The 25,487-nt window shown below is 57.2% G+C and carries 12 protein-coding genes and 4 pseudogenes; 13 read left to right on the top strand and 3 right to left on the bottom strand.

Annotated elements, in window-relative coordinates:
* Positions 1-6: 6 nt before the first annotated feature.
* Complete coding sequence (locus ACQKPC_RS06345; protein WP_427623641.1) at positions 7-987, bottom strand: quinone oxidoreductase family protein; 981 nt, start codon at positions 985-987, stop codon at positions 7-9.
* A gap of 232 nt (positions 988-1,219) precedes the next feature.
* Here ACQKPC_RS06345 and ACQKPC_RS06340 point away from each other — a divergent pair, with 232 nt between their 5' ends.
* From ACQKPC_RS06340 to ACQKPC_RS06325, 4 genes are all read left to right on the top strand, one after another.
* Complete coding sequence (locus ACQKPC_RS06340; protein WP_427623640.1) at positions 1,220-2,722, top strand: PLP-dependent aminotransferase family protein; 1,503 nt, start codon at positions 1,220-1,222, stop codon at positions 2,720-2,722.
* 110 nt (positions 2,723-2,832) lie between these two features.
* Positions 2,833-3,903 (top strand): sugar phosphate isomerase/epimerase family protein, encoded by a 1,071-nt coding sequence (locus tag ACQKPC_RS06335; protein WP_427623639.1) that lies wholly within the window; start codon positions 2,833-2,835, stop codon positions 3,901-3,903.
* A 38-nt stretch (positions 3,904-3,941) separates the two neighbouring features.
* Positions 3,942-5,207 (top strand): MFS transporter, encoded by a 1,266-nt coding sequence (locus ACQKPC_RS06330; protein ID WP_427623638.1) that lies wholly within the window; start codon positions 3,942-3,944, stop codon positions 5,205-5,207.
* Positions 5,208-5,223: 16 nt separating this feature from the next.
* Complete coding sequence (locus ACQKPC_RS06325) at positions 5,224-5,505, top strand: hypothetical protein (protein ID WP_427623637.1); 282 nt, start codon at positions 5,224-5,226, stop codon at positions 5,503-5,505.
* A 37-nt stretch (positions 5,506-5,542) separates the two neighbouring features.
* Here the strand turns inward: ACQKPC_RS06325 and ACQKPC_RS06320 are convergent, their stop codons facing one another.
* Complete coding sequence (locus tag ACQKPC_RS06320; protein ID WP_427623636.1) at positions 5,543-6,115, bottom strand: hypothetical protein; 573 nt, start codon at positions 6,113-6,115, stop codon at positions 5,543-5,545.
* A 203-nt stretch (positions 6,116-6,318) separates the two neighbouring features.
* Here ACQKPC_RS06320 and ACQKPC_RS06315 point away from each other — a divergent pair.
* The 5 genes and pseudogenes from ACQKPC_RS06315 to ACQKPC_RS06295 form a co-directional block, all read left to right on the top strand.
* Positions 6,319-6,677 (top strand): annotated as a pseudogene (locus ACQKPC_RS06315) (DinB family protein); the annotation flags it as partial.
* Positions 6,678-6,915: 238 nt separating this feature from the next.
* Positions 6,916-7,455, top strand: coding sequence for a winged helix-turn-helix domain-containing protein (locus ACQKPC_RS06310; RefSeq protein WP_427623635.1), 540 nt, complete (start codon positions 6,916-6,918; stop codon positions 7,453-7,455).
* Positions 7,409-7,722, top strand: a pseudogene (locus ACQKPC_RS06305) (DMT family transporter); the annotation flags it as partial. The gene ACQKPC_RS06310 and the pseudogene ACQKPC_RS06305, both read left to right, overlap by 47 nt.
* A gap of 328 nt (positions 7,723-8,050) precedes the next feature.
* Positions 8,051-9,504: pseudogene (locus ACQKPC_RS06300) on the top strand (tyrosine-type recombinase/integrase).
* A gap of 187 nt (positions 9,505-9,691) precedes the next feature.
* Positions 9,692-10,000 (top strand): annotated as a pseudogene (locus ACQKPC_RS06295) (MerR family transcriptional regulator); the annotation flags it as partial.
* A gap of 13 nt (positions 10,001-10,013) precedes the next feature.
* Here the strand turns inward: ACQKPC_RS06295 and ACQKPC_RS06290 are convergent.
* On the bottom strand, positions 10,014-11,057 hold the full coding sequence (locus tag ACQKPC_RS06290; RefSeq protein WP_008072392.1) for an NAD-dependent epimerase/dehydratase family protein: 1,044 nt from the start codon (positions 11,055-11,057) through the stop codon (positions 10,014-10,016).
* 632 nt (positions 11,058-11,689) lie between these two features.
* On the opposite strand from ACQKPC_RS06290, the gene ACQKPC_RS06285 reads away from it, so the two are divergent.
* From ACQKPC_RS06285 to ACQKPC_RS06270, 4 genes are all read left to right on the top strand, one after another.
* On the top strand, positions 11,690-13,018 hold the full coding sequence (locus ACQKPC_RS06285; RefSeq protein WP_008072393.1) for a DUF1302 family protein: 1,329 nt from the start codon (positions 11,690-11,692) through the stop codon (positions 13,016-13,018).
* 58 nt (positions 13,019-13,076) lie between these two features.
* A complete protein-coding gene (locus tag ACQKPC_RS06280) occupies positions 13,077-14,756 on the top strand; it encodes an AMP-binding protein (RefSeq protein ID WP_008072394.1) in 1,680 nt (559 codons plus the stop codon).
* 66 nt (positions 14,757-14,822) lie between these two features.
* Positions 14,823-15,242, top strand: a complete 420-nt coding sequence (locus tag ACQKPC_RS06275; RefSeq protein ID WP_008072395.1) for an acyl carrier protein — start codon at positions 14,823-14,825, stop codon at positions 15,240-15,242.
* 208 nt (positions 15,243-15,450) lie between these two features.
* Positions 15,451-25,467 (top strand): SDR family NAD(P)-dependent oxidoreductase, encoded by a 10,017-nt coding sequence (locus ACQKPC_RS06270; RefSeq protein WP_427623634.1) that lies wholly within the window; start codon positions 15,451-15,453, stop codon positions 25,465-25,467.
* Positions 25,468-25,487: the final 20 nt, after the last annotated feature.

Genomic DNA, 25,487 nt, shown 5'->3' with positions numbered 1-25,487 from the left:
ACTCCCTTAAATGACGAAAATCGATGAGCCCGTGGTTTTGCGTGATTCCAGGTCGCGGTGGGCCTGCACGGCATCCTGCAAAGCATAGTGCTGGTTGATCTCAATCTTGATTCGACCGCTACCCACATGGTCGAACAACTCGCCCGCCAACGCGGCTTTTTCCGCCGGGTCAGCGATGTAATCGGCCAGGGCCGGACGGGTCAGGAACAGTGAACCTTTCATCGCCAGCAGTACCGGATCGAAAGCCGGGATCGGGCCGGATGCCGTGCCGACGCACACCATCAAACCGCGACGCTTGAGCGAGTCCAGGGAACCCATGAAGGTGTTCTTGCCGACACTGTCGAACACCACGTTGACCCCTACGCCGTCCGTCAGCTCGCGAACGCGCTGGGCGACGTCTTCATGGCTGTAGTTGATGACATGCTCGCAGCCATGGGCCCGGGCAATTTCACCCTTTGCCTCGGTGGACACAGTGCCAATGACGGTCAGGCCAAGCAGCTTGGCCCACTGCGAAACGATCAGGCCTACACCACCGGCAGCGGCGTGCAACAGAATGCTGTCGCCGGCCTTGAAATCGTAAATGCGTCGCATCAGGTACGAGGACGTCAAGCCGCGCATGGTCATGGCTGCGGCAGTCTCGAAACTGATGGTTTCGGGCAATTTGATCAGCGGCGCGGCCGGGATCAGACGCTCGGTGCTGTAGGCACCCAGGGTATTGAGAAAACCGGTGTAGGTGACGCGATCACCGACTTGTACGTTGGTCACCCCTGCACCGATGGCCTGGACCACACCGGATGCTTCAACCCCCATGCCGTTGGGCATCGGGATCGGGTAAGTACCATTGCGAAAGTAGGTGTCGGCATAGTTCAGGCCCACCGCCACATGACGAAGACGAACCTGGCCTGGACCGGGATCGCCGACTTCGACCTCTTCATAACGAAGGACTTCGGGACCACCGGTTTCGTAGAAGCGTACGGCTTTGGCCATTTTTTCTTATTCTCCAGTCTCAAGTTGGGCGTGCTGCGTCGAATTGCGCTGATTGGACTGTAGGACGCCGTCTGGTGAGTCGCTTCTCATCAGACGACAATGGCTTTTCATTTCATGACAGCGGGCACTGTATCAACAGCTGCCATGGATGACTTATCCAGTGCCTCTCGATACCCTGCGGGTACCTGATGGTGTTCCAGGTCAAACCACCTCCCCCCCAGATGAGCATGTGATGAAATCCCCCGCAGGTTTGCTGCTGTCGGCTATCGAGCTGGACCGTGCCAGCGCCATCCCCCTGTACCGCCAACTCTATTTGCAGATTCGCAAACAGATTCTCAGCGGAAAGATGCAAGGGGGCGTGCGCCTGCCGTCGACGCGGACCCTGAGCAAGGAATTGGCGCTGTCGCGGATCACCATTCTCAATGCATTCGACCAGCTGATTGCCGAAGGCTTTTTGGCCTCGCGCACTGGGGCGGGCACCTATGTCGGCGATGAGTGGGAGAGCCGAGGGATTGCCGACGAAGAGCAGCGCCAGCCACCGCGCCTGTCCGACCTGAGCCAGTCCATGCTGTCGCTGCGCAGCAGTCACTTTCGCGGGGTTTCCTATACCGATTGGGATCCTGCGACCCCTACCTCATTCCTGCCCAGCCACAGTACCTACGACGCGTTCCCCCTAGCTGTGTGGCGGCGTTTGATGAACCGCCACCTGCTCAAGCCGACCAAGGCCATGCTTGGCTATGGCGAACTGCAAGGGTTACAGGCCTTGCGCGCGGCGATTGCCGAGTACGTCTTTGATGCCCGTGGCATCGATTGCAGTGCCGAGCAGGTGGTGATCGTTTCTGGGGCCCAGCAAGCCTTCAACCTGTTAGGCATGCTGTTGCTCAATCCGCAGGACAGAGTATGGATGGAAGACCCGGGACACATCGCGGCGCGCATTGCGTTGCAGGCCCAGGGGGCTCAGGTGGTCCCGTTGCGGATCGATGAACAAGGAATTGATATCCGGCAAGGCCTGGCCGAGTGCCCTGACGCCCGACTGGTGTTCACCACGCCATCTCGCCAACATCCCTTGGGCGTGACCATGAGTTATGCGCGGCGCCAGGCACTCATCGACTGGGCCGCGCAATATCAGAGCTGGATCATCGAGGACGATTGCGACAGTGAATTTCGCTACAGCGGCCGCCTCCTCCCCGCGCTCTACGCCATGGACCGGATGGCGCGAGTGATCTACGTCGGCACCTTCAGCAAAGTGCTCTTCCCCTCGCTAAGACTGGGTTACGTGATACTGCCGCAAGCCCTGATCGAACCCTTCTGTACCCTGCGCGCGGTGATGGATCGCAGCCCGCCCACGCTGCTCCAGGCGACGACGGCGGACTTCATGCGCGAAGGCCACTTCCTCGGCCATATTCGCCGCATGCGTGCGCTGTACCAGGCTCGCCAGCAAGCATTGGTCGAGCAACTTCAGCAACAGCTGGGCGGCTTCTTCAACATCACCCCGGTGGAAGCCGGCATGCACCTGATCGCCTGGCTGCCACTCACGCTTGATGACGATGCCATCGCCAGGGAACTGGCCCGGCACAACATCCACACCTATGCCCTGAGCGACTACTGCCTTGAGCATGTCCTGCCACCTGCCCTGCTCATCGGTTTCGCCGGTACGCCTGAGGGCCAGGCGCAAGAACGCGTCGAAGCGCTGGCCCGGGCCTTGAGCAAAATGGGGTACCTGCAGGCCACTTGAAGCAAGCAAGTGGTCTTATGATTTAACTGATAATGGATCTATCGAGAGTTCCTGACTGGCGCGATAAAGGCTGCGCCGGTAGACCCGGCGTCTGACCAGGAACGACTCGAATGAACAATAAGATCCAAGAGCGATTCAATGCCTTGCTCAGCCACAAGGCTGCCGAGGCAGGAACACCTCCCCTACTGACTGAAGCACTGGCCCGCCAACTGCTCGACCACCTCGGGCAGATGCGCTTGTTTGCTCATGCCTATCCCTTGCTGACCAACCTCACCCATGGCCGTGTCACGCCAGCCGATTTGCTGGATTTCGCCTATCGCCACGAGTTGCAGGGTCTGAGCCTGCACTTGCTCGACGGCGAAGAAAACAGCCTGAGCCAAATGACGCCCGCACAGTTGCAAGCGTTTGCCGACAAGGCCAATGCCCTCGCACTGGATGTGCACCTGGAAATCAGCAGCACGCTGAAAAAAGATGTCGATCAGGTGATCGCCATTGCCAAGGCGCTTGGGGTTCGCAACATCCGCGTTTACTCACGCTACGAGGGGACGCTGTCCCGGGTCATGGACGTGATCGAGTCAGACCTGCATTACCTCGCGCAGCAGGCCGATGAACACGATCTGTTCTTCGACTTCGAGCAGCATGAGGAACTCAAGAGCGCCGAGATCGCGCAACTGCTGAGCCGGCTAAACCACCCACGGCTGCACGCCTTGTTCGACTTCGGCAACATGATCAACGCCTGCGAACAGCCACTACCGGCGCTGCGCACCCTGGCACCGCACATACGCCAGACCCACCTCAAGGGTGTGCGCATCGTCCCCGAGCACAACGGTTTCGGCCATTACGGCGTGCTGCAGGGCAGCGACGATGACGACCTGCCAAGCGCCCGCATGCTGTTCGAACTGTTGATGCTCGGCGACGCAACCCCACAAGTGATCGCGTTCATTCTTGAGCAGGAAAACCACTACGTCGCCCCGGCGTTCCGCCAGACCTTTGAGGCTGCCGATCCATTCATTGCGTACCGGGAAATGAGTGACACACCACTCCCGGACGGCTACTCGCTCGAACGAATGCTCGCCGACGAACACCGTTGGGCGAACAACCAGGTCGCTTATGTACGAGGCCTGCTGGCCGAGTTCCGAACCCTGGCCGAGTTGACCCTGGCCAACCGCGTTAATCCCTGAACCTGACGTTACTACCTGATTACGCCTGGAGAACAATAATGACAACTCGTGACAAGGCCAAATGGCTCAGATTCCTGATTCTCATCCTCGGTGGTGGCACCATCTACAAACTGGCGAACCTCAAGGACGCCTTCTATATCCCCATGCAAGAATTCATGGGCTTGAGCCACACTGAAATCGGCCTGCTGCTGAGCGCCAACGCCATCATCGCCACTGCACTGTTTGTCGTCGGCGGCATGCTCGCCGACCGCTACGACACGCGCAAAATGATTCCCATCGGCCTGATCGGTACCGGCGGCCTGGGGCTGTATCTGGCGACCTTTCCGCCCTTCAGCAATCTGCTGATCGTATTCAGCCTGCTGGCCGTCTGCGCCGATTGCTTCTTTTGGCCCTCGCTGCTCAAAGCCATCCGCAACCTGGGTGACGATCAGGAACAGGGTCGGTTGTTTGGACTGTTGGAAGGTGGGCGTGGCGTCATTGATACGCTTGTGGCTTTTTCGGCGCTGGGCGTTTTCGTCGCCATGGGCTCCGGTGAAACCGGGCTGAAATCGGCCATCCTCTTCTACTCGGTCATCGACATTCTGGCCGGAACCCTGACCTGGTTCCTGCTCAAGGGCGGCAGCGCACAGTCGATCGCCAAGCCGAAGAACGGTTTGGCGAACCTGCTCGAAGCCATCAAGGTGCCGGGTATCTGGCTGGTCAGCCTCAACGTGTTCATGGTCTACATCGTCTACTGCGGCCTGACCTATTTCATTCCCTACCTCAAGGAAATGTACGGGCTGCCCGTGGCACTGGTGGGCGCCTACGGCATCATCAATCAGTACTTCCTCAAAATCCTCGGTGGCCCCGCCGGTGGCTTCATTGCCGACAAGCAATTCAAGAGCACCAGCCGCTATCTGAAATGGGCATTCCTGGCCTTGCTGCCGCTGATGGGCGTCATCCTGCTGATCCCGAAAAGCCCGAGTTTTATCTACGCAGGCATGGCCGCCACACTGTCCTTCGCGCTGATTGTGTTTTCCATGCGCGGCGTGTTCTGGGCGCCCATGGGTGAAGTCGGCATCCCTTCGCACATCACCGGGTCAGCCTTCGGTATCGGCTGCCTGATCGGCTACGCACCGGGCATGTTCGCTTACGTCATCTACGGCGCAATCCTCGACCATTTCCCGGGTCAGCAAGGCTACAACTATGTCTTCAGCTTGATGAGCCTGTTGGCCATTGTTGGATTCATGGTGTCCAGCCTGCTGTACAAGACCGTTCAGAATAAATCGGTGGCAATGGGTGGGATTGGTGCGGTGCAAAGCTGATCGGGAGTCGCCTTCATTGAACAGGCCAAAGCCTTTCGGTGGAGCGCTCACCCTGGACTTGAAATCGTTGAGGGTTGCGACTATCAGTGAGGTTCAATCCTTCGAGGGCAATCACATGCCAACGACTGAAGAATCGATAATTGCAGCAGCAAGGCTGCGCGCCGCCTACCGGGGAGAAAACGAGGCACTGGCTGCGGCTTCAGCGCTCGAAGCCCTGGCAGTGCTGAAAAAAACGTTAAAGGGAGATAAGTACCAAGAGGCGCTCGAAAGGCTGTATATCGAGTATTCAACCTCTTGATCCACCTGTGCCGCCTTAGCGGCGGCACATTGTTCACTTATAGAGGACAGTTTGAACTCGCATCTCCCCTGACGCCCGCTGCACTGGCGACTATCAGCGCCACTACACAGGCAACCAACAAGAACAGAGCAAAAGCACCCATCACATGCAAGTAAGGCAGTACGTGATTCCACGCTCGAGCTACCCCCAGGAAAGCAGCAAATAGCCAGCTGCTCATAGAGAGAGCGCCCAAGAGAGCCAGGCGAGTGCGACCGGAGTTGCGTAACAAGACAAAGGGGGCCTTCTGCAGCAGCGGGAAACCGATCCGATGCAACAAAGCACCATTGAGGCTAAGCAGCGCGACAACACTCACCTTGGCCCAGAGCTTTTGATTGAGCAGATACGCGCTCCCCTCATAGAGGTAACCCTCTAGCACCAGCAGCAAGCCACTTCCCCAAAGAGCCAATAGCGCGAGCGTGACGATTTTTTGGGTCTCGTCGAGATACTCACGCTGCATCTCACTCAACACATCCTTGCGCCAGCTCCATAGCTTTTGATCCGCCTGTAACACCCTCCCCAGAGCAATACAGGTGGCAATCAGATGACCATACACGAGTAGCATTTTGAGCATTACCTTGACCTTATTTTTATATGGGCAATGCACTCCCTCGCACCCTTTAGATGAAACTAAATGATACAGATTCATATTTGTATCAACAAGTTACACAATCAGCCATCCATCTGGAAGCGGCTGTTTTTGCGGGGTTTTTCCTAGATCGGCGCTTGCGGAGCTGACGAATCTGCTCGGTTAACGTCAGCGAGCCAACGGGTGGGGGCAATGTAATCTGGCTGAAGCGATTCGCCAAGCATCCAACGAACCACTTGGCACTGGAGCTGCCGAGGCAGCTTTCTGATCCGAATCGCCTCGATCAATTGTTGTGCTCTGATTCGAGAGCTCTCAGCGTATCGAGAATGGCTCGACCGAATAATCATCAAATGGGCTCAATGGCCCCTTCAATTAGGCAAACATGAAGGGTGTAGTGTCCGATAAGGATTTTTACAGCCTGGTCATGCATTTTTTTAACCATCAGACCCATCATCGAGGCCAGGTTACAACTCTGCTTTCGCAGGCGGGTGTCGACGTAGGCGATACGGATCTAGTCGTTTTGATTCCATCCGAGTCCCGCACTTAGCAACAACTGCTTCGCTGAGGTTCCAGGCCTTTCGTGTTAATCCCCCTTATCAAAACGAACGTACGTTCGATCATTTTTAAAGATTTTATGACTGCTGAAACGTATCATCACCGAAATTAGCCGGTTTTAACCGAAATACACTCCGCATTGCACTGCGCCATCTCCGCTGACCTCGGAATTTCTACATTTCGAGCCAGCTAGCGGAAGAGCAATACAACAAAGAAACAGCCTCACTTAGATGAATATCGATACGCCCCCCTCCAGACGACTCTCCGCTTTCGAGGCGCATGCCCCCATTGAAAAGAGCATGTTCAACGCAATACGCGCACAAAGCTCAAATACATGGGTGCTAGTCGAGCCTCTGCGATTACTTATTAACAATGAAACAACTATTAATCTAACCAAGATGGAGTACGCAGTACTCGACTTGTTAATAGGCAGCAGAGAACGGATAGTAAGTAATGATGCAATTGCCAAAAAGCTAAACAAAAACCTTGACCACTATAAGGGGCTGGCGATGTGCCTCAGCAGGCTACAAGCGAAGTTCAAGAAGTCCGCTAGAGGAGATAACCTTTTCCGCTCGGTGAGAAATCGCGGTTACTGCATCGTCCAAGCAATACACATTGAGAAGGACTTATCTCACAGACATAACGCATGCGATGAAAAAACCTGGAAGCGTTGCTCGCCTAATCTCCGCCACAGCATCTACTTGCTGGCAGGTGCATCCGCCGATTGGGTTGAGGTATGTAGCAGCTCTGGCACGAGAGGTGCGTATTAACCAGGCGACTATCGCCCTAAAGGAAAGCCAAGGTTTTGCACGCTGGTTTCCAGTGCTTATTTCGGTGGGTGGGTATGGGCTGGGGCTGGCTCAGAAGGACCTGCCCATGTCATTAAATACCTCTACGTGGCCCGGCCTTGGTCAACAGTCATCACTGTGATTGCGGCCTTCAGATATCAACAGATTCCCAGTTTTACTGCTGCAGGAGAAATCACCCTTATCATTGCCGGAATCATTCTGGTCAATATTGCAAGCGTGAGCACCAAAGCCTGCGTCCGCCCACGCGGAAGCCGTGAGGATTCCACCCAGAGCCGGTGGTTTTGTGGGGAAAAAAACGACCAAAAATAAAAAAGGGTCGCGAGATAAAATCTCGCAACCCTTTGAATTATATGGTCGGGACGGAGTGATTCGAACACTCGACCCCTAGCACCCCATCTTCTTTTTCATACTTCTTGAAAGCTTCCAAAATTTTACTCTGGATTTTTCTAAGCTAGTATTTACTTGAGCTCCAGCGGTGTTCTGCTCTACGAGAGTCCAGTAACGCCCATCAAGAGCCGACGTTTTTGTGGGGGGAAAAGTAGGGGGAACCCATTTTATGGCCAAAATCACCATCAAAGAACTCGAGTCGCTGACTCCCAACGATGCCGGCCGAATCCTCCGGGAGGATGGCAATCTAGCTGGTCGAATCTCAGTCCGTAAGGACGGTGTGTCGGTCAGCTTTTCTATCGTTATCGCTGGGGCGATCAGAACAAAGAGTACGCCTGCGGGTCCTGGCCGCGCAGATCCCTGACGGACATCCGTAAAGCACGCAACCAGGCACGTGCGCTCATCGATGAGCAGATCAATCCCAACGAGCAAAAGAAAACCGCCAAAGCACAGGCGCATGCCGCGACGAATGCAAAAGCCGAAAAGGAAAAGTCGACGAAGGTGCAAACACTAACCGTCCAGGATATGGCCAAGGCCTGGCTGTTGGATGGCGTCGCGCGTAAAGACGGCAATGCCGAGTTGCAACGACGTTTTAACAAGGACCTATACCCGGCACTCGGCAAAACATCGGTGAGTAGTGTGTCCGAGCACGATATTCGGGCGCTGATCCGGGCGGTCCTCAGCCGCGGCGCTCACCGGCAAGCCATCAGCTTTTTCGCCGACCTCACCCAGATGTTCAGCTGGGCCAGAAAGCGCCAACCCTGGTGGGCGTTACTGGTTGAGGGTGATCCGACGGAACTGGTCGACATCTCCCCCCTTATCCCTGCCGACTACGAAGCAGAAAGAAGCCGGATCCTTTCCTCGGCGGAGCTGTTGGAGTTGCACAACCGCTTCCAACACATGACCGCCGATTACCACGCCCTCCCCGCCGGTCAAAAGTACGAAGGTATTCGGCCGTTAAAAAAGGAAACCCAGCTCGCGCTCTGGATCAGCCTGGGCACGCTGTGCCGGATTGGCGAGTTGCTGCAGGCCGAATGGAAAAATGTGGATCTGGAACAGCAGACCTGGTTCCTCCCCAGTGAAAACGTCAAAGGCTCCCGGGGCAAGAAACAGGACCACCATGTCTTCCTCTCGCCCTTCGCGCTACATTTCTTTCAGGAACTCAAGACCCTGACGGGAGATTCCCAGTGGTGCTTTCCGAACAAGCAGGATGATGGGCATGTGGACGTAAAAGTGGTGAGTAAGCAGGTCGGCGATCGCCAGGCCCGCTTCAAAAACCGCAAGGCGCTGTCAAGACGGCGTAATGACGACACGCTGGTGCTTGCCGACGGCCAAAACGGCGACTGGACGCCGCATGACCTGCGCCGTACGGGCGCGACCATGTTGCAGGCCTTGGGGGTCAGCCTGGACGTCATCGACCGCTGCCAAAATCATGTACTGGCCGGCTCGCGGGTGAGGCGCCATTACCTGCATCACGACTATGCCGAAGAGAAGAAGCGCACCTGGAATCTGTTGGGCGATCGACTCAGCGCCGTGTTGTTTTCAACATACGAACATCCACCGACCGAGTCGATGATGTCTTTTCCAGACTACGCCGCCACTGGATCTCTGCCGCCCCCATAGGCCAAATTCTTCAATACTGAATCCCTCAGTTTCGTAATCAGCGGGGTCGGATTCGGGAAAAATCCCCCCGCCCTCGTCAAGGTGCGGATTCACGCTAAACTTTTGTTGCTAGCTGTTGTGACGGTTACGGGCTGACTGGCGATCAAATGTACGAGGCATTTAACGCATTTAAAAAAGGAATTTAAGCATGTTCATTGGACGACTCGCCGAGTTGACCGGCTGCACACCAAAAGCCATTCGACTGTATGAACAGATGGGTTTGATAAACGAGCCGGAACGCGACGGTCGATACCGGACCTACAACGCTCACCATCTGGAGATCGTCCACCTCATTCGTAGAGCACAAATTGCCGGTTTCAAACTGGCAGAGATGAGTCCCCTGATCAGCGCCAAAAACAAGCTCAAAGCCTTTCCTTTGGCGCTGGCAAACGAAGCCGTCAACGCCAAGCGTCAGCAAGTGAAAGAAAAAATCGCTGAGTTACAGGCGCTGGACCTTCATTTGATCGAGCTCAAAGGCGAGATGAACTCATTGTTCGGTCCTGCACCGACGTCAATTCTTCATAAGGCTGAGTCGATCGCCTGCCCAGATAAACAAAAGCTGACATCAGCGCCTCTTCGGGCGGTCGCGGGCTGAACCCCAATTCAGTCTTCGCCTTGACGATGCTGTACTCCTGCCGAACGTTATGGAACAGGCGCACCTGGCTGAGCAGTAACTGGGCAGGCTTGCCCGTCAGTTGCGCGGCCCGTTCCTGCATCCAGGCAATGCAGACCAATAGCCACTGCGGGGCTCGCGGTGGCTGGCGATAACCCGGCGAAAGCGCATTGGCGGCCTCGATCAGGTTGGCGAGCGACGATGAGCGCTCATTCGCAAGAATATAGCGCTGCCCTCCCCTGCCCTTTTCGGCGGCCAGAATCAAACCTTCCGCCACGTCGCGCACATCCACGAAATTGAAATGGAACCCTGGGTCCAGCGGGACCTGACGCTGTTTGACTGACTCCAGAAACCCCATGGTATCGGTCAGTTGGGTCGCGTTTGGCCCCACCATCGCCGAGGGCAGTACCGACACCATCCAGAGCCCCAGGTCGTTGGCGGTCCGCCAGGCCATTTGCTCGGAGAGAATCTTGGATTTGTAGTAGGCATTTTCGGCCTCGTCATTCCAATGCGCTTCATCCAGAGCACTGCCGTCATGACCAACCGCGGCGACGGAACTGACATAGACGACACGCTTGACGCCCGCCCGTGCAGCGGCCTCCAACACGCTACGTGTCCCCCGCACATTGGGCTCGACAATCTCGGTTTCCGGGCTTTTGGCCCAATGCTTGAAAACCGCCGCCACTTGAAACAGCACGTCGACACCGTCCAATGCCTTGAGCATTGCAAGCCCGTCCAGCAATTCGGCATAGACCAGTTCGCAATCAAGCCCCGCGAAGGGCGCCGTGTTACCGATGTCACGCACTCCGGCTCGGACTCTGTAGCCCTGACTGAGCAATGCTCTGACCAAGGTGTTGCCCAAGTGCCCATTGGCGCCCGTGACCAGACATAACTTGCTCACTGAAACTCCTTCTTCTGGAAGAGAACCATTCTGTTCAGGATCGAGAAAATCATAGAGTCTGTCCCGCAGGACAGAGTCAAGCGTGTCTTGGCACGTTAGTTCGAGTTATCAGAAAAACATGCCGCCGAAACATTTAGACACATCTGAGCAACACAATATTTAGAATATTTAACACCAGCAAGCATGAAACGATCGTTCCAAGTTTAAAAAAACACCATATAAAACACCACCTTATTCATCTGTCCCTTAGGACAGATGAATCGTGTTTAGCAAAAAAAAATTTCGAATCACACTTGTTGAGTTACAACGCGAGCACTGATAGCATTTCGCTACTGATCGAGAGCTCCACTCTTCGACTGATAACGCATGGACGCAGTAATGGATTTCAGCCCACAACTTTTATCTCTCCGCCAATTCTGTGAAGCGCTCTTCCCGACCGCTTTCCGTACGGCGATGTTTTTCTTGAGCGCTAACCTAAACATCAAGTCCTATCCTCACGCCCATCTTTAGTGCGTTTCCCGGCCGCTCTTGGCCCGGCAATTAAATAACTAGACAGCTTTAATAAAACGCAACCATTGCGACATTTCCGCGTGAACGATTAAAAATATAATACTTCGATCTAAGGCGTGCTCATGTTCAAACCATTCGTCTTCGCTATTTCAGCGCTGCCTGCACTTGCGCTCGCCGGAGAGTTCAACTCCGACTCGAAGATTTCATACCAGACTGCTGAAAACATATCCGTCGACAAGCTCTCCAAGTCAGAAACACGGTTCTATAACGCGCTGTCTTACGAAACCGACACCGATGCCCGTTTTCTGTTATCCACCCGCATCAGATGGAACATGAGTGGCCAACTTGAGCCAGGAGAACCCGATCAAACCGCGCTCTCGCCCATCAACGATGGCCGTAAGATCTATGACAACTATCCTTTTCAGTTCGAACTGCGTGAACTCTATTTCAGAGACACCCTGGGTGAAGACGGAACGCTGATTCTCGGCAAACAACAAGTGGTGTGGGGCCAGGCCGATGGGGTCACGGTGCTGGATATTGTCAACCCCATGAATTACCGCGAGTTCATCCTCGAAGACCCCGAAGAAGCCCGCATCCCGACATGGATGGCCAACATCGTGGTGCCGGTGGGCCAGTTTGATCTGCAATTGCTGTGGATCCCCGACCAGACCTACACCGACTTTCCGAATTACAACGAAGGCGAATTCGCCATTCGTTCGCGGCGGTTGATACCCCAGGCACCTCCCGGGTTGACGTTGCCCGTTGAGCGACGTCGCGCCGAACGCCCCGACCGGCCCATTAAAGATTCTGACGTCGGCATGGCCCTGACAACCAGCGTTGAGTCATGGGATTTCTCGCTCAACTACATGTATCACTACAACGACGCTCCGTTCTTCGAAACTCAAGTATCCATGGCGGGTACGCGCCCGGTGATTGTTGTTCGCGAGCGTTATGAAAGAACCCATACCTTTGGTGGCAGTGCCAGTACTTCAATTAATGATTTCGTCTTGCGCAGCGAGTTGGCCCACACCACTCACCGCTCGGTAATCGACTACGACCTGAATAGCGAAAACGGACGATTCCAGACCAACGACACCAGTTACGTCTTGGGACTTGATTATTATGGCGTAGAAGAAAGTGTATTCAGTGCTCAGTTCTATCAAAGCATCCTGGGTGAGACCACCGAGTACCTGCCACGCAAGAAAGTCGACAGCATCATGACCTTTCTCTACCGAAAGGACTTGCTGCACCAACGAGACAGTTTTGAAGCCCGATGGCTGACCAACAATAATGATGGCGATGGTTTGTTTCGTCTTCAGTACACATCGAAGCTGAGTAAAAACATTAAAGGAACCGTCGGACTTGATGTTTTTTACGGCGATAAGAATGGACTATTCGGACAGTTTAATAACAATGACCGCATTCAGTTAAAACTAGACTTTTACTTTTAACCCCCCTACCGCCAACGACCCCGAGTTTGCTTGGGACCGACTGCCTGCGAGAATGAAAATGCAGACCATCAATCATAGATTCAGCCATGCAATGACCCAAGGCGATGCCGTTTGGACGTTCGCTGATACGAATTGCTCGTACACGATTGCCGAAATAGGTGCGATTGTTGATACCTGCTCGTCGAAACTGGCCAGTCAGGGACTGCGGCGGCAGGACCGGGTGGGCCTGGTCCTGAACAACAGTATCGAACTGGTCGGCTATCTATTGGCTTGCTGGCGATTGAACCTGGTGGCGGTCCCCCTCAGAACCAAATCGGGCAAATATCTGAACTACGCGGATTTCCTCGCCAGTTGTGACAGCTCTTGCAGCTTCAAACTGGTGCTGTGCGACGGTGCAATCACGGCCGAGGACATCGAGCAATGGCGTTCACGCACGGGTCTTGAGATTCACTCGGAGCCCACATTCAACCCTCAATGCGTGGAAGTACTGCCGCTGGGTGCAGATGTCCAGCCAGAGGACATGGCGATCATTCAGTTCTCTTCCGGCAGTACCGGTTTCCCGAAGGGCATCATTGTCACCCATGACATGATCATGAATCAGTTGAGGCACATCGAGCTGTCCCACAACGCCAGCAGGCACGGTATCCCCATCAAAAACAGTGCCTCCTGGACGCCGATTCATCATGACATGGGCTTGTTTACCGGCGTCTTGTTGCCCATCTACGCCGCTTGCAACCATCTGCTCGCGACACCCGACTACTACATGCGCAATCCGGCGCGTTGGTTCAAGTTGCTATCAGAGAAACAGGCAGACTTGAGCTTCATCACCAATTCGGCGCTGGTGGCGGCACTTCGAACGGTGAAGCGTTTATATGGTGATGAACAAATTGATCTGTCCCGACTGCACCTCTACATCTCGGCAGAGAAAATCAGCGCGTTGGTACTAAGAAAGGTCAGGGAGCGATTCTCGCCTTTGAAGTTGCTGCCGGAACATATTCACTCAGCGTATGGAATGGCTGAAAACAGTCTGGGCGCGAGTTGCAGTAAACTGGGTGAGCTCAAGATTCTGATAGTCAGCATTAGTCCCGACGGTGATGTGAAACTCGCCGCCAGTGAAGATGAAGATCGCATTGAACTGGTTTCATCAGGACAAGCCAACGCTCGCCATCGCATTACGGTGCGCGACGCGAATGATCGCCCGTTACCGGAACTCAAGCTGGGCGAAATTAACATCGAGAGCGATTGCCTGACGCCCGGTTACTTGAACATGCCGGAGGCCACCCTCGCCAAACTGAAAGACTGTCGTCTGCGCACAGGTGACCTAGGGTTTTTCCATGAACAGGAACTCTACTTTTATAGCCGCCAGGACGATTTGATTATCATCGGCGGCAGAAACATTGTCCCGGACGACATTGAAGAAACCATCGAGAGTTTTGACTTTGTCCGCGCCTCCGGCAGTGCGCTGTTGTCGATGGAAAACAGCAACACGGGTTTGATGGAACTTCACCTGGTGCTTGAGGGGGATGCCAATGACAACAACAGTGAGCGCGCGCAAAAACAGCAAACCCTGACGTTGGCGGTTCTAGACACTCACGATGCGTTGTTGAGTCGGGTTCATTTCTGCCCACGAGGAAGCATTGAAAAAACTTCAAGTGGCAAGAAGCGCCGGCGGGTCATACGCCAGCGTCTGATCGACAAGCAACTCGTTGCTTTTTCGGCGCAGCACACCAGTCCCTGAATCACCCGGGCGCCTGTAACGCTCACCTTACCACCAATGCTATTTCACACATGGAGCAGTGACAGAATGAACGAGCATGCACTTGACCCTCTGACTTACGCGCCCCCGGCCTTATCGTCAGTCACGCGTGAAACTGTTGGAAACTGGATTTCCAGTTGGTTGACCGAACGTGATTACGATGAGAGTCAATCGATTTCCATCGACACACCGTTCTCTGAAATGGGATTGAGTTCAATCGACGCCGTTGAACTCGCCGCTGAACTTTCCCATGTTTCAAAAGTGCAATTGGATTCGACGATCGCCTGGCATTGGCCCACCCCTGATTCACTGGCAGGTTATGTGGCCGATACCGCCAGGGCCTATGTGCCAACGTCGGCCGAGGAGCCCGCAGGGCACAACGCGGCTTTCTTGCATCTGGATGAACAGGGCATGGCAGAACTTCTTGAGAGCTTACTACACCCACACAGTTTGACGCCGGCCACGTGATAACACGCGGCCAGAACTATCTGACCACTCGCTGACTTAAGTATCGAGCTGCGTTGCTCCTGAAAGAACCACTCCATTTAAATAAGCGCTGACCATCGATGTGCGGCCTCTTTCGCTGCAGGTTGGCTCGTGGTCACGGTTTGGCAATTTGCAGCACTTTTTTACTCGCCCTTTTGCGGGTGACGGCTAACTTCTTGAGATTAAAACAATGAAATCGACAGACACTACAACTTCGGGAATCAAGGAGCTTCTGGAAAACTCTGTCTCCGAAATCCTCAATCTCAGGCAGAAAGTCCAACATCTGCAATCTGGCATCAACGAGCCTGTCGCCATTGTCGGGATCGGTTGCCGGTTCCCCGGCGGAGCGAACACGCCCGACGCATTCTGGAAATTGCTCGAAGCGGGTAACTGCGCCGTTCGCAATATCACGGATGAACGTTGGTCGGCCGAAGACTATTACCATCCGGACGCCGACATTGCCGGCAAAATCTATAGCCAGCATGCCGGGCTGATTGACCGTGTCGATCATTTCGACGCGCAACTGTTCAAGCTTCCCGCCCATGAAGCCAATCTGATGGATCCTCAACAGCGCCTGTTGCTCATGGTCTGCTGGGAAGCACTGCGTAACGCCAACCAGAATCTGGACGCGTTGAAAGGCAGCAAGACCGGTGTGTTTTTCGGGATGAGCACCAGTGATTACGCACGCCTGGCCATCGATCAGAAAGCCCCCGAAAACATAGATGCTTATGCGTGCCTGGGGAATGCGCCTAGTGTCGCGGCGGGTCGTGTCTCCTACCTGTTTGGCTTCCATGGTCCGACACTTGCCCTGGACACTTCCTGCTCCTCGTCGCTGCTCTCCGTGCATCTGGCCTGCAACAGCCTGCGTTCCGGCGAGTCGACAATGGCCCTGGCCGGAGGGGTCAACCTGATCCTGGCGCCGGAAAACAGCATCGGCTTATCCCGGATGCAAGCCTTGTCCCATCATGGCCTGTGTCGCACTTTCGATGCAGAGGCCGACGGCTACGTGCGTGGCGAGGGTTGCGGTGTCGTCGTATTGAAGACGCTGACGCAAGCTCGCAAGGACGGCGACCATATCTACGCGGTCATCCGCGGTTCGGCCGTTAACCATGACGGCGCCAGCAATGGACTGACGGCCCCCAATGGTCGCATGCAGCAAGAAGTGATCGAACGGGCGCTGAAAGACGCCCGAGTCAGCGCCGCCCGTATTCACTATGTCGAAACCCATGGCACGGGTACCCCGCTGGGCGACCCGATTGAAGCCAACGCCCTGTCGCGCGCCTTGCGCCGAGACCTGTCCGATATTCCACTGGTCATCGGTTCGGTCAAGACCAACATCGGCCATCTGGAATCGGCCGCCGGCATCGCCGCGCTGATCAAGTTGACGCTCTCGCTCAAGCACAATCTAATTGTGCCCCACCTGCACTTTTCCAAGCCCAACCCCCATATCAATTGGGGCGATAACACGCTCGTGGTTCCCACGCAAAGTCGTGCCTGGCCACAAACCGACGAGCTCAATTACGCCGGTGTCAGTGCATTCGGGTTAAGCGGCACCAATGTCCACATGATCCTGTCATCGGCCGAGGAAAACACCGATACCGGCGAAGCGGATCCCGCCTCGGGCGTACTCACCTTTGCCGCCTCCACGGCTGAAACCGTGAAGCAAACGAGTCGCCGATGGAGCGAGTTCCTGCTTGAGAGCCCGCTGCCTTTTGCTGATGTCTGCAATAGCAGCAACGCCTATCGTCAGTCCGGAAAACACCAGCTCGCGGTGGTAGCCGAAACAGCAGACCATGCACGTGAACTACTTGCGCAATTTGCCGCGGGAGAATTATCCGAGCATGTTCACCATGGCATCACCCCGCTGCGCCGCCCGGCCGTTGCCATGCTGTTCTCGGGTCAAGGAGCCCAGTACGCCGGGATGGGAGAACGTCTTTACGCCACCCAGACTGTCTTCCGGGCAGCCCTCGATCAGTGCGACACGCTCTACATCGCCGAGGTCGGCCACAGTATTAAAGACATTCTGTGGGGCAGTCGCACGACAGAACTGAGCCAGACCGATTACACCCAACCCGCGATCTTCTGCCTTCAGTACGCGCTGACCCGACTCTGGGCAAGCATCGACGTCAAACCCGCCGCGGTGATCGGCCATAGTCTGGGCGAGTACGCCGCAGCCTGTGCCGCCGGTGTTTTCTCCCTTGAAGACGGCCTGCAGCTGATCATCAAGCGAGGTCAGCTGATGACCGCACTGACGTCGCCCGGTGACATGCTGGCGGTGCACGCCGAGCGGCAGGCTGTGGAGCTGATGCTCGCGCCGTTTGCCGGCCAGGTTTCGCTGGCGGCCCAGAACACCCTCAATGACGTGGTCATTTCCGGTGACGCCTCGGTGGTTGCGCAGCTCAAAGCCAGTCTCGATCAACAAGGCATCCGTAACACCGCTTTGTCGGTCTCCCGGGCATTCCACTCGGCGCTCATGCAGCCCATGCTCGAAGCGTTTCGTCGTTATGCCGAGCAGATCCGCTACAGCGCTCCCACCGTGTCGTTCTACTCCACCGTCCTGGGCCGGCGTGTCGAAAACGAGGTGTGCGAAGCCGCCTACTGGGTCAATCAGGTGGCCGCGCCGGTGGAGTTTCACGCCGCCCTGCAAGCGTTGCTTCACGAACACGACCATTTGCTGCTGGAAATCGGACCGAGCGCGACCCTGGTGGATTTGGCCAGCCGCAGCCTGCCGCCAGGCGATGCACGTGCAACGCTGTATTCTCTGCGCAAGGGGCACGAAGACAACCGGGTGCTGCGCAACAATCTGGCCCGACTCTACGTGCAAGGTGTGCTCTCGCGCATTCCCGCCAACAACGTCGTTGCACGCAAGCTCGCGCTGCCGTTCGAGGTACTCGATGAACAACCCTACTGGATCGGCGGCGGAGCAAAACCACCGCTCAAGAGCAAGAAACGCCCTGCGACGCGCCTGCACTCGAATCAGCGCCTGAGTCTCTACCGGCAATGGCACGACACCGGCAGTTTCCGCGGGCACCCACAACCGTTGATCGGTCGCTGGTTGCTGATCAGTGAGTCGGCCGACTTTCTGGCCGCCGTTCAGGACACCGCCTTCACTAAAGTGCTCCCCGCTGAACTGGATGCGAGCCTGCACGAAACCGGCCTCTCGTTTGACGGTGTCCTATATGTCGCGACCCCTACCAGTGCTGACGTTGCCCGGGCCGCCATGGCGCACATCGAGCGCTTCGTCTCGCTCAGCACCCGGATCTGCGCGGCAGAATGCCTGGTGCCCGGGGCGCGTTTTGTCGTCGCCCATTACAACCAGGGCCCGACCTCACGACTCATTCACAGCGGTGGTGTCGGACTGACCAAGACACTCGCGCAGGAATACAGCCACCTGCAATTTGCCCAACTCGACTTGTCGTCATCCGGTTCGTTGGCCGAAGACGCCCAACGCCTGCTCGATTGGCTCGCGGCCCCTGTTACAACCGGAGTGCCGTTCGAAGTGCACCTCGAACGGGACAATGCCTACGAATGCCGACTGGAGAACGCGGTTTGCGCCGGGCAGTCAGTGCCGATCGCAATCAAGGCCGACCGTAGCTATCTGATCACTGGTGGCCTCGGCGCACTCGGGTTGATGATCGCCCAGGCCCTGGCCCACAAGGGTGCCGGTCAGTTGCTGTTGATCTCACGGCGTACCACCCTGGATGAGCGGCAACAAACCCTCATCACCAGTCTGCGGGAACACGGTTGTGACATCAGGATCTTGTCGCTGGATGTCAACGACATCGATGCCCTGCGCGACCTCATCACCGAGTGCGACCAGTCGCTGCTGCCCCTGGCCGGCGTCGTGCATGCCGCCGGTGCGCTCAGCGACTGCCGGCTCGACAGCCTGGCACCCGGGGCGTCTGAACCCGTCGTTTCGCCGAAAGTGCTGGGTGGCTGGCACTTGCATGAACTGACTGCCCAGCTGAATCTGGATTTCTTCGCCCTCTTCTCTTCCGCCTCGGCGGTATTCGGCAATTACGGCCAAGGGATTTACTGCGCGGGCAACAGCTTCCTTGATGAGTTGGCGATCTTCCGCAACGCTCAAGGTCTGACCGCCACCAGCTACGCTTGGGGTCCGTGGGCCGGGTCCGGCATGGCGAGTGCAGACGCCGTCACCTCCGCGGCGCTGCACGCCCAGGGCCTGGCGCTTCTCGACCCCGTCGAAGGACTTGAGTCGTTCTTCAGCCTGCTCTCGGGTGCCTCGCCCACTCCGGTGGTGCTCGACCTGCAACCCAAGGCTCTGGAAGCCCTGCGGCACAACCCCGCCAGCCCGGCGCTGATGAGGCTCTATGGCCAACAGGTGTTGTCGGCGGCGTTGGCACAGGACGCAGAAACCATCATCTCCCCCCTGCGTGCCTACGTCGAAAGAATGCGCCCGCTGGCGCCGGAAAAAGCCATAGAACGCTTGCTGCGTGACAGCATCGCCGAAGTCTCGGGCACCGAAGTCAAAGGTGACTACAGCGCCGACTCGCCGCTGATAGAAATGGGCCTGGATTCGCTGATGGCGGTGCAGTTGCGTAATCGGCTGTCGAAAATGACCGGTGAAATCCTGCCCGTCAGTCTGTTGTTCGACTACCCGAGCCTTGCTCAACTCGGCGCCTACCTGGTATCGCTGCTCAAGGACCACGCCTCCGTCGCCGCGATGAGCGACGCGATCCCGGCGACCGCGTCCTCCGTCGAACAGGACATCGCGATCATCGGCATCGGTTGTCGCTACCCGGGTGGTGTGAATCACAGCGCGTCTTTTTGGGCGATGCTGGTCGAGGGTGTCGATGCCATTGGTGAAGTCGGCAATGCACGCTGGAACAGCGATGAGTACTTTGATGCAGACCCGGATGCGCCCGGAAAAATGTACAGCCGCTGGGGCGGTTTGCTCGATGATGTCAGCGGCTTTGATAACAGCTTCTTCAACATCAGCGCGCAAGAAGCTATCAGCATGGATCCGCAGCAACGGCTGTTGCTGGAAGTCGGTTGGGAGGCGCTGGAACACGCCGGTGTAACACCCTCGGCGGTAGAGAAAGGCGGGATCTTTGTCGGTTGCGGTCCCAATGAATACAGCCACGTCCTCAATGCGCAGGGCGGGCCCGAGACCAGTGCCTATTTCGCTACCGGGAACTCGATCAGTGTCAATGCCGGTCGCCTCGCCTATTTCCTGGGCTGGGAAGGCCCGGCCATCGCCATTGATACTGCCTGTTCGTCAAGCTTGGTCAGTGTGGCACTGGCCTGTCAGAGCCTGCGCAGTGGCGAGTGTTCGGTGGCGTTGGCCGGGGGCGTGAACCTGACCCTGTCGCCGCACACGAACGTGGCCCTGTCCAAGGCGCATATGTTGTCGCCTGATGGTCGTTGCAAGACATTCGACCAAAGTGCGGACGGTTATGTGCGCTCCGAAGGCTGTGGTCTGGTTCTGCTCAAACCGCTGAACGATGCCTTGCGTGATGGCGACAACGTACTGGGGGTGATCAAGGGCAGTAGCATCAATCAGGATGGACGCAGCCAAGGCTTGACCGCGCCAAACGGCCCGGCCCAGGAGCGCGTCATGCGTGCGGCGCTCACTCGCGCCGGGGTCGAACCCCATCGTGTGCAATACCTTGAGGCGCATGGCACCGGCACACCGCTGGGCGACCCGATAGAAATGCGCTCCATCGAGGCGGTCTACGGCGAACGTGGCACCCACCACCCCCTCTACGTAGGGTCGGTCAAAACCAACATCGGTCACACCGAGGCCGCGGCCGGCGTCGCCAGCCTGATCAAGCTGTCGTTGATGCTGCAACACCGCACCATCACCCGCAACCTGCACCTGAAAAACCTCAATCGGCACTTCAGCTCAAATGTCCTGGGTGAAACCCCCAGCGTCATTGTCGCCGATCAACTGCGTCCGTGGCCGTCGACGGATGGCAAGCCCATCGGCGCCGTCAGTTCGTTCGGTTTCAGCGGGACCAACGCTCACTTGTTGCTGGCCGCAGGCCCCGACTCACCCACCCATGCCGTCCCCGACGACGCAGGCGGGGCTTATCTGCTCCCGCTGTCTGCGCGAAACATGGCTTCGTTGACTGAACTGAAGCACAAGTACATCGAACAGCTTCAGAGTAATGAGCCCGATCTGGCCAGCCTGTGCCATAGCGCCAGTACCACTCGCTCGCATTTCGAGGTCCGTCAGGCGTTCGTCGCCACCACAGCGCAGCAGCTGTGCCAGCAGTTGCAGCTGCCAGCGGACGACACACCGCGGCCCAACAGTAACAGCCCGGCCACCGTCGCCTTTCTGTTCACAGGCCAGGGCAGTCAGTACCTGGGCATGGGACGCGCGCTCTATCTGCAGGCCCCGGTGTTCAAACAGGTTCTGGATCAGTGTGAGCAGCTTATGCGTCCTTATCTGGCGGGTTCGATCCTGGATGTGCTGTGGGCCAACAGTGCCGAACAGTTGAACGACACGTACTACACGCAACCGGCGCTTTTCGCCCTGCAATATGCCTTGGGCAAACAGTGGATGGCCTGGGGTGTCATGCCTGACTACGTCCTGGGGCACAGCGTTGGTGAATACGCCGCCGCCTGTCTGTGCGGCGTAATGACCCTCGAGGAAGCAACCAGGCTCATCTGTGCCCGCGCACGGTTGATGGTCGAGCACTGTGAAAAAGGCTCGATGCTGGTGGTCTATGCCGATTGCCCCGGCACTCAGGCACTGCTGGACACTCTTGGCGATGTCACGCACAAACTGTCGATCGCAGCCCATAACGGCCCGACCAACACCGTGGTTTCGGGCTGCTCTGAAGCGATGGCGCAGTTGATCGAGTTGTGCGCCGAACGCGGGATTGACGCACAGTCACTGCGGGTCTCTCACGGTTTCCATTCGCCCTTGATGGCACCGATGCTGGAGGCATTTCGCAGTGTGGCGCAAGGCATCCGCTTCAAGCCTGCGTCCATGACCTTTGTGTCGACGGTCACCGGGACGGTCCTAGGCGACGAATGCGCCTGCGCAGATTATTGGGTTCAACACGTGCAAGCCCCCGTGCTGTTCGATGCGGCGCTGACCACGCTGGCAGCGCTGGCGCCGCAGGTCGGGCTGGAAATCGGGCCGGCCACGCAATTGATCGGCATGGCCAGGCGCTGTGTGTCGGATGCGCCAATCTGCTGGCTGTCTTCCCTCAAGGCGAAAACCGACGATCAATCGCAAATGCTCACGTCCCTCGGTGAGCTTTACAGCCGCCAAATAACACCTGTCTGGTCAGCGTTGTTTGTGCCCACCCGCACCTATCAACGGGTCACTCTGCCGACCTACGCCTTTCAACGGCGTCACTTCTGGCCACTACAGAACGGCCCACAGCTATTCCCTTCCCGTCAGCCCCACTCCGTGGCGCAGCGCGCCGAGCTGCCGAAGCTGGGAGAGAAAACCATCAGCGCCACCGGCGATGTGATCTACCAAACCCGCTTCGGCGCCGACATGCCGTTCCCGATTACCGATCACCAACTCTACGGGACCATTGTCATCGCCGGTGCCACCCACCTGGCCATGACGGCCCTGATTGCCGAGAACCTGAACATCGCGCTCGGCTACGAGCTGAGCGACATCACCTTCCCCGGTGCGATGGTGTTCGAACCGGACGAAACCAAGCACTTCCAGTACATCGTCTCGCAACAGCAGGACGCGTGTGTGGCCGTCGCCGGGTACAGCCGGACGGAAGGTGATAAAGGCCCATGGCAGCAGAACTTCGCCTGCACCCTGAACCCGCAGACGAACCAGCAACCCGTCGGCGAGCAAACGATAGACCCGCAACACCTGAGCCAGGCACTGCACCAGCAGTTGGACGGCCCGACGTTCTATCGCGAAATGTCCCAGGCCGGTTATGAGCTCAATGGCGGCTTCCGTTGGGTAGAGCACGTGTGGCGGCGCCCGGGAGAAGCGCTTTCGCGCTTGCGTAAGCCCGAGACCGGTGAAAGCGATTACATCGTCGCACCCGGTTTGATGGACGCGTTCTTCCAGACCACTGCGGCGGCTTCCTACGAAGCGCAATTCAGCCTGTCCGGACGCGACACGATTTACATCCCGTTTGCCGTCGACGCAATGCGCGTACTCAAACAGGTCAAGGGCCCACTGTGGTGTCATGTCGAATGCTTGTCTCCGGCACCGATCGACGCCAGCGCTGCCGAACTTGAAGCGTACAGCCATCGGATCTCGGTCTACGACGAACACGGCGAGCGCGTGGTGACGGTCGAAGCGTTGCGCAGCAAGCGTGCGCCCAAATCCGTGCTGATCGACTCGCTCAAGCGCAAACAGGCGCTGACCTATCAGATCGACTGGATACCCTGCTCTACACCCACCGACCATCGGCGCTTGACGGCCCTTGACGCCGACCAACTCTGGGTCATCCTGGCTGACAGAAGTGGCCATGCCGCACGCCTGCAACAACGTTTGCACAGCATTGGCATTCGTTGCCTGTGCCTGGGCACTGATCTCGACAGCGACCTCGCTTCGTATGCTCGCTACGACATCGCGCATTTGCCGGACGGCCTCGCTGCGCTGATCGATCCATTGACCGAGGAACACTCGATTCAGCAGGTGATCGACCTCCAGGGCCTCGATACGCCGGCGGCTGACGATCACGATCTGGAGACGCAGCAACGCGATCTTTTACTGCCGGTGCTCGCCCTTCAACAGTACTGCCTCGTCAAAGGCGTCGAACCGGACTGGACCTTTGCCATGCCGGACGATTACGCATCAAGGAATGAGGCTCCTGTCTGGGCAATGCTGCGCGGACTGGCCAAAGTCATGGGTGAAGAACATCCCCAGTCGCGCATCAAGCAAGTCGCCGTTGCCGCGAATGATCCGTCAGCCTGCGTCGACACCCTGTTTGCCGAGCTCGAATTGGATGACGATGAAGGCGACATCCGCTACGTCAACGGTTCACGCCAGATCGCCCGGTTGGCGCCGATGGACTGCGATCCGGTCGACAAGACGCCCCCAGTGTTTCGTCAGGACCGGAGCTACCTGATCACCGGCGGGTTGGGCGCGATCGGGCTGAGTCTGGCGGATTTGCTTATAGAACGAGGCGCTCGACACCTGGTACTCGTAGCCCGAACCGTCAATACGGAAAAGCTCGACCCCTACCTTGCACGCTGGAACGCCGTGGGCGCATCAGTACTGATCAAGCCCTGCGATATCACGGTACGTGCGCAGCTGACTGACCTGCTCAATGAAATCGACCTCACGCAGCCAACGCTCGATGGCGTTTTTCATTGCGCGGGGATCTTGCGGGACGGCTTGCTCGGTTCCCAGTCCTGGCAAGACTTCCAGGCCCCGCTCGCGGCGAAAGCCAATGGCGCCTGGTGGCTGCACCAAGCCACCCGGGAGCGCCAACTGAGCTGGTTTGTGCTGTTCTCCTCGGCGGCGACCGTGTTCGGTTCACCGGGTCAGGGCAACTATGCCGCCGCCAACGCTTTCCTTGATGAACTGGCCGTTTCCCGGCGCGCCATGGGCTTATCCGGGCTGAGCGTCAACTGGGGCCCTTGGGACGGACAAGGCATGGCCAACACCACCGGACGCGCGGCGAACTTCCAACGCGCACCGGGAGTGGATTTGCTGCCGCCTCAAACGGCCCTTGAGCTGTTATTGAGCCTGGCCCGCACCGAGCAACCTAACCCTACCGTGATCAATATCGACTGGACCCGGATTCACGGTTCGGTCAGCGAGCGTGCGCAACGCTCGTTACTGTCCAATCTCATCAGAAAAACCGCCGCGAGCGCCGAATACCTGACGGACCTGGGCACGTTGCGCAGTGACTGCGATCAACTCGCCCCGATGGAGCGCCAGACCTACATCGAGCAGTTCGTGCTCAGGGTGGCCAGAGACATCATGGCACTCAACGAACGCCAGTTGCTGGACGTCAGCGAGCCGCTGCAATCTGAAGGCCTGGACTCGCTGATGGCGCTGGAGTTGCGCAACAAACTGGCCAGCATCGTCGGCCGCAAGTTACCCGCCACGCTGCTGTTCGACTACCCGACCGTTCGCGCTATGAGCACCTTCATTATCGATCAACTGTATCCGTCGACTGCGGCAAACGCAGAAGACTTCGCACACCTGTCGCCCCCCTCGGCACCCGCCGAAGCACCCGACAACTTCAGCAATTTGAGCGACGACGAACTCTCTGCCCTCCTGGCGGATGAAGCACTTTGAGCCGACACAACCGCACGCGA

Origin of the sequence: Pseudomonas sp. NPDC089918 (genome assembly GCF_050280605.1) — a bacterium.
In the GTDB taxonomy this organism is placed as follows: domain Bacteria; phylum Pseudomonadota; class Gammaproteobacteria; order Pseudomonadales; family Pseudomonadaceae; genus Aquipseudomonas.
Note: the sequence above shows the minus strand (reverse complement) of the source record. Positions and strands in the feature narration are given on the sequence as shown.

Bases quoted from the DNA above. Each gene is read 5' to 3' on its own strand.
- ACQKPC_RS06335 (WP_427623639.1), top strand. From the start codon at position 2,833: ATGAACAATAAGATCCAAGAGCGATTCAATGCCTTGCTCAGCCACAAG.
- ACQKPC_RS06310 (WP_427623635.1), top strand. From the start codon at position 6,916: ATGAATATCGATACGCCCCCCTCCAGACGACTCTCCGCTTTCGAGGCG.
- ACQKPC_RS06340 (WP_427623640.1), top strand. From the start codon at position 1,220: ATGAAATCCCCCGCAGGTTTGCTGCTGTCGGCTATCGAGCTGGACCGT.
- ACQKPC_RS06320 (WP_427623636.1), bottom strand. From the start codon at position 6,115: ATGCTCAAAATGCTACTCGTGTATGGTCATCTGATTGCCACCTGTATT.
- ACQKPC_RS06270 (WP_427623634.1), top strand. From the start codon at position 15,451: ATGAAATCGACAGACACTACAACTTCGGGAATCAAGGAGCTTCTGGAA.
- ACQKPC_RS06275 (WP_008072395.1), top strand. From the start codon at position 14,823: ATGAACGAGCATGCACTTGACCCTCTGACTTACGCGCCCCCGGCCTTA.
- ACQKPC_RS06285 (WP_008072393.1), top strand. From the start codon at position 11,690: ATGTTCAAACCATTCGTCTTCGCTATTTCAGCGCTGCCTGCACTTGCG.
- ACQKPC_RS06330 (WP_427623638.1), top strand. From the start codon at position 3,942: ATGACAACTCGTGACAAGGCCAAATGGCTCAGATTCCTGATTCTCATC.
- ACQKPC_RS06345 (WP_427623641.1), bottom strand. From the start codon at position 987: ATGGCCAAAGCCGTACGCTTCTACGAAACCGGTGGTCCCGAAGTCCTT.
- ACQKPC_RS06280 (WP_008072394.1), top strand. From the start codon at position 13,077: ATGCAGACCATCAATCATAGATTCAGCCATGCAATGACCCAAGGCGAT.